Annotated in this window: 6 protein-coding genes; 4 read left to right on the top strand and 2 right to left on the bottom strand. The window is 37.6% G+C overall.

What is annotated here, in order from left to right:
• Nucleotides 1–316 precede the first annotated feature (316 nt).
• The 3 genes from SLP02_RS10925 (at nt 317) to SLP02_RS10935 (ending at nt 8,646) form a co-directional block, all read left to right on the top strand.
• On the top strand, nt 317–5,512 hold the full coding sequence (locus tag SLP02_RS10925; RefSeq protein ID WP_319420686.1) for a glycosyltransferase: 5,196 nt from the start codon (nt 317–319) through the stop codon (nt 5,510–5,512).
• A gap of 227 nt (nt 5,513–5,739) precedes the next feature.
• Nucleotides 5,740–6,498: a sulfotransferase family protein gene (locus SLP02_RS10930; protein WP_319420687.1), complete on the top strand. Its 759-nt coding sequence runs from the start codon at nt 5,740–5,742 to the stop codon at nt 6,496–6,498.
• A 60-nt stretch (nt 6,499–6,558) separates the two neighbouring features.
• Nucleotides 6,559–8,646: a tetratricopeptide repeat protein gene (locus SLP02_RS10935; protein WP_319420688.1), complete on the top strand. Its 2,088-nt coding sequence runs from the start codon at nt 6,559–6,561 to the stop codon at nt 8,644–8,646.
• Between the two features lie 194 nt (nt 8,647–8,840).
• Here SLP02_RS10935 and SLP02_RS10940 read toward each other — a convergent pair whose 3' ends face one another.
• Both SLP02_RS10940 and SLP02_RS10945 read right to left on the bottom strand, forming a co-directional pair.
• Nucleotides 8,841–9,053: a hypothetical protein gene (locus tag SLP02_RS10940; RefSeq protein ID WP_319420689.1), complete on the bottom strand. Its 213-nt coding sequence runs from the start codon at nt 9,051–9,053 to the stop codon at nt 8,841–8,843.
• A gap of 65 nt (nt 9,054–9,118) precedes the next feature.
• Entirely contained in the window at nt 9,119–10,201 is a 1,083-nt protein-coding gene (locus tag SLP02_RS10945) for a glycosyltransferase family 4 protein (protein WP_319420690.1), read from the bottom strand.
• Nucleotides 10,202–10,355: 154 nt separating this feature from the next.
• On the opposite strand from SLP02_RS10945, the gene SLP02_RS10950 reads away from it, so the two are divergent.
• Complete coding sequence (locus tag SLP02_RS10950; RefSeq protein ID WP_413467164.1) at nt 10,356–12,401, top strand: FAD-dependent oxidoreductase; 2,046 nt, start codon at nt 10,356–10,358, stop codon at nt 12,399–12,401.
• Nucleotides 12,402–12,440 lie beyond the last annotated feature (39 nt).

The raw sequence follows: 12,440 nt of genomic DNA on the forward strand, positions 1-12,440 counted from the left end.
GTAAATTTATAGATAGTTAATAAAAGATTAAAGCGAAATACCCAGCTTCTAGTTTTATATGTAAGTATTGACCAAAGATAACGTTTTTTCAATGATTGTTTAAAATAAAATCTAACAAAAGCGATCGCTAAGTTTAAAATGTTGACAACAATCTTTTGTACAGCTACTAGCAATAAATGTGCTTTATTAAAAAAAGAAAAAAACTTATAATAAAATATTTTATGTTCAGTATGAACATAAATAAAAGCATTTTCTTGAGCAAATGATCGATGTTTAAAATCGCCATCCAATTCTTTAAAATTATCATCATCAAGATATGAATAGCCAAACCAAAACTGAATCAAATTTATCTGAGCAGATTGACTATTTACATACTCAAGCAGCAAAAAAACATAAGCAAGGTGAATTAGCTTCAGCAGTAGATTTCTATTTACAGTCAATTAAAGTAGATCGAAAGCAGCCATCATGGATTTATGGGAATGCAATTACTTTACTCAATCAGTTGGGAAAAGTAAATGAAGCATTAGAAATTGGTAAAATAGCCTTAAAAGTTGATGCTAATAGTGACGAAATATTGCGTGCTTTAGGTAGCGTCTATAAAAGTAATGGAAATTCCCTGAACAGTATAAAGTTTTATCAGCAGGCAATTGAAATAAATCATAGCCAACCAATCTGGGTGTATGAACATTTAATCGAGAGCCTGATTCAACAAAACGATTTGTCACAGGCACTTAAATATGGAACGCTGGGTACTAAAATCAATCCTGAATCCTGTTGGTTAAAATATCATCTAGGGAATATTTTTTTCGAGCAAGAAAGATGGTCAAAAGCCTGTGAACTATATATCCAAATATTAGAGGTTGAGCCAGATTTTCTTAATGTAGCCGATAAACTAAATGAAGCTACAAGTTATCAAGCAAACCAAGTATCAAACGTAGATGCTCAAGTACCAAATATCACGCCAGAGAAAAATCCTCAATCTAATTTAGAAGAATTAGAAACCACTGTTGTCAACTCAGGTAGTAGTTTTGTAGCTGAAATTACTCAGGTGAGCTTAGGTGGATTTATTCAAGGTTGGGCAATAGATAACTTTAATCCTGAAGAAACTTTAGAAATTAGAGTGGTTGTGGATAGGCAACCGATTGGCAAAGTAAAAGCCGAGCAAAAAGTTGTGGTAACTACCAAGCAAAATCTTAGAGGAATACCCAAAGAATTTAAACTATTAATTCCTGCCACTTTATTAGACGATCGAGAGCATCAATTTGAATTAATTTACCTTAAAGATAAGCAATCAACAACTACTCAGATTAAAGTGCCTCGCCGCGGTGTAGGACATATTACTAAATGGCAAAATAACTGTATATCGGGATGGGCTTTAGCTGATGGTCATACAAAGTCTTCAGCAAACTTAGATGTATATATAGACAATATTTTTTATACAGAAATCCAGGCAAATAAATCTCAAAAGGACTTACTCAAAAATGGCTTGGGTAATGGCAAAAATGGATTTGAAATTCTTTTACCGCTTCTGCAAGAAAAAAAGTCTTATCAAATAGGTGTATTTTTCCAAGGAACTAAAACCCATTTACAAAAAAGTCCTATTTATCTAGAATACAAAAACTCTAGCACTCCTGCTCAATCTCTATTTTTAGCAGGTATTGATAGTATAAGTACAGGGGGGATACTAAACGCTTGGGCAATTGATAGCGTTAATCCTGATAGCCAACTCAAAATTAAAATTTATGCTGATGGTAATCCCATCGGCGTAGTTAAAGCTACTGAAGACTATCCATTGGTTGGGGGACTTTGCACTGCAACACCTAAAAAGCTGCAAATACAGCTACCGTATACGTTACTAGATGATCGAGAGCATCAGTTTGAATTATTTCTTCTAGACAAAAAGCAAAATGAAGCGCAGTCAATCAAATCAAGAATTATAGTTCCCCGTCAAAACATTGGTCGCATTGATGGCTGGAATGAGAATTGCGTAACTGGTTGGGCAATTCCAGAAGGTCATGTTGGTGCTGCGATGTTAGATGTTTATATTGATGGAACTTTCTATCAAGAAATCAAGGCAAATACATCAAGAAAAGATTTACTTAAATATAATCTGGGTAATGGCAATAATGGATTTGAATTTGCTTTACCATTGCCGCCAGAAAACAAAGAAACTTATAAGATAGATATATTTTTTAAGGGAACGCCACAAAAGCTGCAAAGAAGCCCGATAAGTATTAGCTTTGCACCTGAATCTGAATCTTTGTACAAACAGCAGAAAGGTCGATTTTCCCTTCTTTATCGAGGTAAAAACAATCTTCATCGTGACTTAACAATTGTTATTCCCGTATTCAATGCCTATGAAGAATTGTGTTTATGCCTTAAGTCGGTATTTAAATACACTTCTTTAAAAGCCAAGCTGGTAATTATAAATGACTGTAGTACAGATCAAAGGATCCCTGAACTTTTAGTTTGGGCAGGCAGCCATCCTAATGTTACCGTCATGTCTAACGAAGAAAACATGGGCTACACCAGAACTATTAATCGGGGCATAAATTTTGCCGAAAATGATGATATTGTTCTGCTGAATAGCGATACTGTGGTTGGTCCGCACTGGCTACAAAATTTAAGTTCGGCGGTTTATCATCAACCAGATATTGCCACTGCCACCGCTATTTCTGATAACTCTGGAGCATTTTCTGTTCCTGATGTAGGTCGTGCCAACGACTTTCCTCTTTGGTTAGCCAAAGAAGAGATGGTTCGCGCTATTAGTCAAAATAGTAAGATTGTTTATCCTGAAACACCGACTGGAAGCGGATTTTGTATTTATATTCGACGGGAGGTTTTTCGTGAAATTGGCATCTTTGATGAAATTAATTTTCCCAGAGGCTATGGGGAAGAAAATGACTTCTGTATGCGTGCAGTGCGCGCTGGCTGGAGAAATATAGTCGACGATCGCACCTTAGTATATCATGTGCGATCGGCAAGCTTTCGCGATGAAAAAACTAATCTATACGATACGGGGCGTAACGTAGTGGACGAACGTTATCCTGACTATCGAGGACGAGTGGGCGTATTTGTTCATTCTCCTCAGATGAACACCATGCGTTATGGAGTGAGAAAGCTAATTGAGGGAAAATGGTCAACTCCCGTGCATCAGCCTCGTCAAAGAGTTCTATATGTTATTTCTACTCAGACTGGGGGAACACCTCAAACCAATCAAGATTTAATGGATGGCTTGAGCGATCGCTATCATCCTTTAGTTTTGCGCTGTAGTGCTACAGAAATCTTTCTTTACGATACCAGGAATGAAGAAGATGTTGCCTGTGAAACTGTGCAACTACAGTCGCCCATCACCCTAACGGCACATCAATCTATTGAATACGAAGACATTGTGGGTGATTGGTTAATCAAGTACAGCATCGAAATTCTGCACGTAAGACATATAGCCTGGCATAGTCTTTCTCTGTGTCGTGTAGCTAAACGGCTAGGAATTACGGTAATCTTTTCTTTTCATGATTTTTATGCTGTATGTCCCACAGTTAACCTGCTGGATGAGAATCAGGTTTTTTGTGGTGGTAACTGCACTAAAACTGAAGCAGACTGTCAAGTACCGCTTTGGAAAAAGCACAATCATACACGCAGGTTAAAACACTCATTTATCAATGCCTGGCGAGAAATGATTGCCGATATGTTGCCCTATGCAGATGCCTTTGTTACCACCTCAGCTTCTACTAAAAAATTACTTGAGGATATTTATCCAGAATTAAAGCAGCGAGATTTTGCAGTTATTCCCCACGGTCGAGACTTTCGCCAACTAACAAGTAAAGGCAATACCTTTTCGGTTAGTTATCCCCTAGACAGCGAACCTTTACGTATTCTCTTTCCAGGTAATATTCAGTCTGCCAAAGGAGCGGATTTAATCGCCCAAATCAAAGCCCTAGATATTGAAAATAGATTAGAGCTTCATTTTTTAGGAACTAAAGCTGATGTTTTAAATGCTCAAGTTGGTACTTACCACGGTCGCTATCAGCGAGAAAATTTTGCTCAATTAGTTAGTCAAATCAAGCCTCATTATATTGGCATCTTTTCTATCTGGCCAGAAACCTATTGCCATACCTTAACCGAATCTTGGGCAAGTGGTGTACCCGTAATTGCGATCGCTTTAGGGGCAGTGGAAGAACGAATTAAACAACATGGCGGTGGCTGGCTAATTGAGCCTAGTTTAAAAGCTGAATTAGTATATGCCAAACTGCTTCAGATAGCTGCTGACAGCGAAGCATACATGAGTAAGATAGGAGAAGTCAATCGTTGGCAGCTATTTTATGGACGGCAAAACACCATTGCCACCATGGCGCAAAAATATCATCATCTCTATCAGCGCGTTTTAAGCTCTTCCTTACCCTTTGTTGATCATTTAGTAAGTACGCAGTATATTAAAGTCGGCGTTTTTGTCCATCGAAATGCCAACAATCAGTCAAATCCTTCTACTCATATTCGAGTTTTAGAGTGGTTAAAATGTCATGCTGTAGCTCAAAAAATACACTTTCAGTTTATTGATATTGATTCTTTCCTATATGACAGATTGAACACCTTGGAAATAGATCTGATGTTGGTACAGCGCAACACAATTAAGTCTTACCTTGCAGAGCGATTTATTCAGCAATGCCGAGAGCGCAATCTACCTATTGTCTTAGAAATTGATGATGATTTGTTTAACGTTCCCTTAGCCAAAGATCCTACGGGGGTTTACGCTCAAACTGCGGTAGGCATAAAAGCGATCGCTCAAGCAGCAAGCACCGTAATAGTTAGTACTCAACCTTTAAAGGCGAAAATAAGCCAGTACAATAGCAATATTGTGGTGATTCCTAACGTTATTCCTGAGTATGCTTGGTTTAGACCTATAGAAGCAAAGGCTTTAAACCAGGCTGAAGGTGAAGAAAATGTTGCCGCCCAAATCAAAATTCTTTATATGGGCAACCCTACCCACGGAGAAGATTTGGCTCTTATCAAACCAGTGTTTGAAAAGCTCGCCAAAGAAGGGTATCCTCTTAGGCTATACGTCATCGGCGGTGAAACCCCAACAAAAAACCATGAATCAACCTGGTATAAGAGAATCGATATTCCTTCCCAATGTCGTCACTATCCTCAATTTGTAGACTGGTTTCGCAGTATTGCTAATAACTTTAGTTTGGCGATCGCACCTCTGGTAGAAACAGAGTTTAATCAGTGCAAAAGCCCGCTGAAGTTCCTCCAGTATTCTGCTATTGCTTTACCTAGTATTTGTAGTAACTGTACTCCTTACAAAGAAGTAGTTGAATCTGGTGTCAATGGATTTTTGGTAGACAATAGTGAGGCTGCATGGCATCAGGCGCTCATTAAATCTATTAATAATCCTCAGGAGTTAGATCGAGTTGCAGCTAATGCTCAAAAACTAATTCTGGATAAATATCTAATGTCTCATTACGCTGAGACTTATATTAGTATTTTCCAAAAATCTTTAGCTGGCAGCTAATTATTAGAAATCAGGTAATTCATATTACCTGATTTTTGATCGGAATTATCAATAATTATTTGATAATTATATTTAGATTAAATTATTTATAGAAAGCCAAATTAGGGTTTTAAACTAATGACGTATACATTAAAATTGAGTAGTCTTTAAAGTGAAATTCTGTAGGTTAATATTCTCTATATAGGTTAAGCTAAGATGTTTATATTTTGCTGGGTAACTAAAAACTTATGACTGAAAAACAAAATTATTTATTTATTTCTGGATGCCCTCGCTCTGGAACAACTGCCCTAGTTAATTTGCTTAATCATCATCCCTTAATTGCGATCGGCATGGAAAGATACAAGCATTACGCTACTAAAGAAAATATTCATAAAATTAATCCTGATGCTTTTAGTTCAGAATATTTCTTCGATCTAAAAAAAGAACAAACCAATATAATGTGGGAGACATTTTATAAAAATTTGGTTTCCAAATATCAGCTACGTACTAATGTACTTTTAGGAGATAAATATCCCCATTATTATCAGTTTTACGATCAAATAAATGAACAGTTTAATAATGTTAAATGGATTTTTATTATTAGAGATGTTGTAGATGTAGCCTTATCTTATAATGTTAGAGCTGCTAATCCTCAAGATCACTGGCCAGAAAATGCCGATTATAGAAAAGCAGTAATTCATTGGAATGACTCTTTATCTAAAACCTGGAAATACATTAAGAATAGTCAGCAAGACAATCTGTTTGTCTGTGAATATGAAAGGCTTTTTGCTTATGATCGCGATCACTTTGACGCATTGATCGATTTTCTAGAAATAGATAGTAATTTTGAGTTTGAGTCGCTCTATAGCCAATCGACTAAAAACTGGGAGCAAAGGCAAAGTCGTAAAGCCCAAATTGATAATCAGCAGCTAGAGTATATCAATGCTCACGCCAATATAAAGCTAAAAGATAACTTATTGCATAAGTTTGATTTAAGCAAAAGATAATTTAAATTGTTCAAGAAAATAGTTGATTAACAAACACTTGTATTTGTTTTGTGTATAGCAATGAATAATTTACTAACAGAAAAAGCTCAAGCTTGTTTTGAAGCAGGAAATAGATTACAAGAGCAAGGCAATTTTGCCGAATCTATTCAAAGCTACCAGCAGGCAATTCATATTCAACCTGACTATACTCAACCACTATTTAAGTTAGCCGAGATTTATGAGTCTCAAAAAAACTGGTCAGAAGCGATAAAACACTATCAGCGTTTGATAATTTCTGAGCCAGACAATTATGCTCCATACTTGAAATTTGCTAGAACTTTACAAAGGCAAAATCATCTTTTACGTAAAAGCGGGAAGTCAAAGTCAAGGGATGACAAAATAAAGATCAATAATCATAAGTCAATTGTGGCATATCAAAAAGCGTTCGCCATTAACCCAGAACAGCCAGTTTGGGTTTACATTGCTTTGGGAGATGCTTTAAATCAAAGCGATCAATTAGATGCAGCTATCTGTGCTTATCAAAAAGGGGTTGAAATTAACCCAGACAACAGTCAAGTATGTATCAAGCTGGCAAAGGCATTGATGGATCAAAAGCAAGTTCCCAAAGCGATCGCACTGTACCGAAAAGCGATCGCTAGCCAGCCAAAACAGCCTGCACAGGTATATATCGATCTGAGCCTAGCCTTTAGTAAAGATAGGCAATTTAATCAGGCATTGGCTGCCTGCTACACGGCAATTGAATTAGACCCAGAATCTAATTCTGTTTTCAATCCTTGGGCAAACATCTATAAAAAGCTATATTTTCAACAAAATCAGACGGCGATATCACTTAATAAAAAATTAGCACAAAAGTTCAAACCGATTGTCAAAGTCTATCATCAAGCAATAAAACTCCATCCCGATCAGGCTCAAGGCTACTTTGGCATCGCACATATTTTACTAGCATGGCAAAACTGGGATAAAGCCATAGAATTTTTAATAGAGGCTTTAAAAAGAAACCCAAATTGGAATCAAATCTACACGAGTCTTGCCTACGCCTTAAAAATGCAAGGAGATGAAGACTCAGACAATATTAAACTTTGCTATGAAAAATCTCTTGTTCCTCAAACGATTCTCAACAAAATTTATCAGTTGCAAAATCAAGATATAGCAACAGCCAACGAACTAAAGTGTCTAGAAGTAGAAACAGTAGAACCTTCTTTAGAAGCTAAAATAGAAAAGACTTTCGTTGTAACTCTGACCAACGGCAGAGCCTGGAGAAACTTAGTCAATAATAGCCTGCCCAATAATGCGGTGATTACCTCTAGTAAAAAGCTCGTACAAGAAGTCTCAACTGCACATAACGCCCCCCTAATATTTTGTGCAAATAACTATACTCAGCCTCTTAAGCTAGACGAGACTGTAGCTTATTTACAGGGCATTGGTAGCAGCAATTATTATCATTGGATGCTTCAGGTAATTCCTCAGTTGTGTCTGCTACGTCAGGTTGGTATTGATTTAGAATCCATTGAAAAATTTGCTTTTTTGCGATTACCAATTCGTCAGGCTTTTGAAAAGGAAACCCTAAGCTTGTTGGGTATTGATAATTCAAAAATTCTTGAAACTGCTGGACATCCATTGATCCAGGCAAAAAAATTAATAGTCACCTCTCCTATCAAAGTTTCTCCGCCTAGAAAACTAGCTTGTGACTTAGTTAGAGATGAATTTTTGCCTCACAAATTATCAGAAAGCGAAGCTAGATCGGGTTTTTTGTATCTCTCTTGTCAAAATGCAACCAAACGCAAAATTGTTAATGAAAGTAAGTTGATTGAACTTTTAGCTAGTTATGGGTTTACAAGTCTTTGCCTAGAATCTATACCATTCTTAGAACAGGTAGACCTATTTTCAAAAGCCAAAGTTATAATAGCCCCTCATGGTGTGTCACTGACTAATCTAATTTTCTGTAATCCTGGTGTAAAAGTAATAGAAATTTTTGCTCCTAGCTATTCTATTATGTGCTATAAAGCTATTTGCGATTATTATCATCTTCAACATTATTCTTTAATTGCTGAAGGTGTTGAAAACTTAGAAGGCAGGAATCGCGACAAAAATATCAATGTTCAGCTTGATTCTTTGATAGACTTGATGAAGCTTGCTGATATTATGTAGAGATCAAATGTCACCATAATGATAGCCTCATGACAAGACTAAGTAATTTTCATAATAATTTTGCGATCGCCACAGGAAACCTATAACTTTTTATTACGGCTATAAGTTCTAAGCTTGGTATATTAAATACTGCTATAGTCGAATATATAAGGATACAAAATTAGATTAGGATATAAATTTTAATATTCACGCTGTTATATTCGCATTCTTCTATCTACCCAGCGTTTAGCGTTTCTGATGGCTAACTTAGTGGTCATGGCATAGGGTACAGCCACCGCACTACCAAGACTGTAATCAGCCCAAGCAGTAAAAAAATCTTCTCCTTGCCACCGATCGCGAGCAATCTTAATTTCAAAATCTCGATAAACAAAAGCTAGAACTATATTAGGGTAATCTGGATCGATCATAAATAATCAAGCAAGCTAATAGCAGCAGATTGAACTATTTGGTAATTTTAACCTTAATAGCAAAATTATCTATCAAGATATTGTTCTAAGACTTCTTTGGTAGCCATGCCTGTTTTTGCCCAGGTAAACTTTTGCGCTTGTTGAATGCTTTTTTTGCTCAATTGCGATCGCATCTCCTGATTTTTTCCCATCTCAATCATCGCCGAGGTTATGGAATTGGTATTGTAAGGATCGATTAAAATTGCAGCATCTCCCGTAATCTCAGGTAGAGAAGCCAAATTAGAGGTAATTACAGGAGTTCCACAAGCCATTGCTTCTAGGGCAGGAAGTCCAAACCCCTCCCAAAGCGTCGGAAAAACAAGCGCGATCGCACCACTGATAATCACGGGTAACTCCTGATAGTCTAGGTAATCTAGCCAAATAACACGCTCTTCAATCTTTAATTCCTTTACCTGTTGCTTAAGCCTGGGGGTAAAACGGAGGTCGGTTGAACCAGCGATCGCTAAATGATAGTCTGAATTGGGTATGTCTGCAAAAGCAGTAATTAAACCCTGCAAATTCTTGTAAGTATCCTGACGACCAAGATATAAAAAATAAGGCTGCTTGGGAGAGGTTGATACTCTGGGATAAAAATTGGCGCGATCATAGCCTAATAAAATTGGCGTAATCTTATTAGCAGCAATGCCATAAAAATCAACGATATCTTTTGCTGTAGATTCAGAATTACAAATAATATGTTCGGCTTGTCTTAATACTAGCGGGACAACATAGCGAAAGTAGTTGGTTAGAGGAGAGGTGGCGCGGGGAAAACGCAAAGGAATTAAGTCATGACACATAACCACGGAGCGACACTGGCTATACAGAGGTGCTTCGGGTATAGTCGAATAGATTAAATTTGCTTTTAATTTTTTATAGATCTCAGGTAGCCCAAACTGAGTCCAAAATAAACGCTTGAGATGCCCTTTGCTTCCTTGGGCGGGTGTCATATTCTCAGGAATAGGATAACACTCAAAACCAGCAAAATCTTGAGAAGACAAAAGAGTAGGATTTAGGCTGTCAAGACTATGAATAACATTTTTGGCATAGGTAGCAATCCCCGTAGGTTGATCGAATAGAACAGATAAGTTGATTAATAATGAATTGGACAAATTCTAATTGTGGATTCTAGAAGTAGTGTTTTTAATCTAGGAAACTCATTTAGCCTATTATAAATCAGTATCAAAGGACACCAAAAATAAATTTGCTCAGAAATTGGCAAAAAAACTTCGTTATTGGGAACTATATTAATTAAGTTGTTTGGACATGAGGAGGTATAGAGTGTCATTAGGTTGGATCAAATCCCTAGCTTCAATATCGCTAGGTTTATTAATTTGGGAAGCTTCAGGATTATCAGCTAAAGCAGCTTCACCTCCCACTATAGATCGCACGGTCGAATGTGAATTATTAGTAGTTGGCGGAGGATTATCAGGAGTAGCAGCTAGTTATGAAGCTCTATTGGCAGGCAGAACAGTTTGTATGACAGAGATTACCGACTGGGTAGGAGGACAAATTTCCGCTCAGGGTACTTCGGCACTAGATGAAAGGACAACTCAACGTTCACGTCTTTTCTATCCTCGTGGTTATTTAGAATTGAGGCAACGGATTGAAAAGTTTTACGGCAAATTAAATCCTGGTGAGTGTTGGGTAAGTGAATCCTGCTTTTTACCTAAAGATGCTAACAAAATAATGTGGGAACAGTTAAAAGATGCCGAAGCAAAAGGAAAAGGCACTTTAAAATGGTTTCCTGCCACTGTCGTCAAAGATTTGGAAATTGAAGCTGTTAAAGGAAAGGGAACAGGTAAGCAAATCACCAGCGCAGTAGCAATTCAGCATAGCCCTAAGAATAAGTATCTTGGTCTTAATACTTTGCCTTTATCCCGCACGATTGAAGATGCCTATACTTATGAAGATTCCAGTTTATTTAATAAAGAAACTATTCGTTTTGTCCCCGCCTCATCTTCGGCTAAAGCTGCTGATTGGTATGTTATAGAAGCTACCGAAACAGGAGAAATTGTGGCTTTGGCAGATGTTCCCTATCGTTTGGGCATCGATCCTAGTTCTTCTTTTGAGCCTTCATCTTCTAGTTCAAAAGGAGATCCGTACTGTACTCAAGGTTTTACCTACACCTTTGCTATGGAAGCGACAAAAGATCCTGAAGAACACAAAAAGCCCCCTTTTTATGGCGAACATCAAAATTACTACAGCTATGAACTAGAGAGATTAGCAGACTTCGATTTGGTCTTTACTTATCGTCGCATTTGGAGTCCTGAAACTGGAAAACCAGAAAAATTTGGCGGTATTGAGTTTAGCGCTCCTACTCCTGGAGATATTTCCATGCAGAATTGGACTTGGGGTAATGATTATCGTCCTGGTACGGCAAAAGATAATTTGGTTTACACTCGTCAGCAGTTAAAGACTCTAGGTCAACTTACACCTGGAGGCTGGTTAGGAGGATTGCGTGCTGCAACCTTAAATAAAGGAGAAGATCATGCTCTTGGTTATTTCTATTGGTTGGTAGAAGGAACAACGGATTCTCAGTTAGGGGATGGTGTCAAAAAGCCTTATCCCAATAATCAATTACTAACTGGAATGGACTCACCTATGGGTACAGAACATGGTTTATCTAAATACCCTTATATTCGTGAGGGCAGAAGAATTGTCGGTCGAGTATATCCTGGCTACTCCCAAGGCTTTACCGTCACAGAAATTGATATTTCACGGGCTGACTACAAAGATGAATATTATAAGCAGAAGCTTGATTCACAAACCTACCGTCAACTGTGGACAAAAATAGACGGAGTAGAAGCGGTAAGTAACAAAAATCTGAACATTGAGAAAATGAAACAGCGCGCTCGTGCCAGTATCTATCCTGATTCTGTAGGAATTGGTCATTATGCGATCGATTTTCATCCCTGCATGAATCAAAGTCCTCCAGAAAAAGCAGGCAACACCGAAAGAGAGGGAGAGAGAAAAGGCGGAGGTCAGGCTTATCCCTTCCAAATTCCTCTAAGAGCCATGATTCCTCAAAGAATTGACAACTTAATTGTCACAGGTAAAAGTATTGCAACTAGTCATATTGCTGCTGCTGCTTATCGCGTCCACTCTTTTGAATGGTCTTCTGGTGCTGCTGCGGGGATAACAGCCGATTTTGGCTTAGATGAAGAAATTATGCCTTACCAACTGGTAGACAAAGACTTTGTTAAAGATAAAAAGTTACAAGTTTTGAAGAAAAAGCTAGATCAAAGTGGCAACCCGACGGCATTTCCCGATACTTCTATCTTTAATCAGGATTGGTCAGATTGGCAGTAATTTTTGAGGGATGAAGGATGAGGAAGCTTGTCGCTATTT

Origin of the sequence: Pleurocapsa sp. FMAR1 (genome assembly GCF_963665995.1) — a bacterium.
Lineage (GTDB): Bacteria > Cyanobacteriota > Cyanobacteriia > Cyanobacteriales > Xenococcaceae > Waterburya.

Bases quoted from the DNA above. Each gene is read 5' to 3' on its own strand.
- SLP02_RS10925 (WP_319420686.1), top strand. From the start codon at position 317: ATGAATAGCCAAACCAAAACTGAATCAAATTTATCTGAGCAGATTGAC.
- SLP02_RS10930 (WP_319420687.1), top strand. From the start codon at position 5,740: ATGACTGAAAAACAAAATTATTTATTTATTTCTGGATGCCCTCGCTCT.
- SLP02_RS10935 (WP_319420688.1), top strand. From the start codon at position 6,559: ATGAATAATTTACTAACAGAAAAAGCTCAAGCTTGTTTTGAAGCAGGA.
- SLP02_RS10940 (WP_319420689.1), bottom strand. From the start codon at position 9,053: ATGATCGATCCAGATTACCCTAATATAGTTCTAGCTTTTGTTTATCGA.
- SLP02_RS10950 (WP_413467164.1), top strand. From the start codon at position 10,356: ATGAGGAGGTATAGAGTGTCATTAGGTTGGATCAAATCCCTAGCTTCA.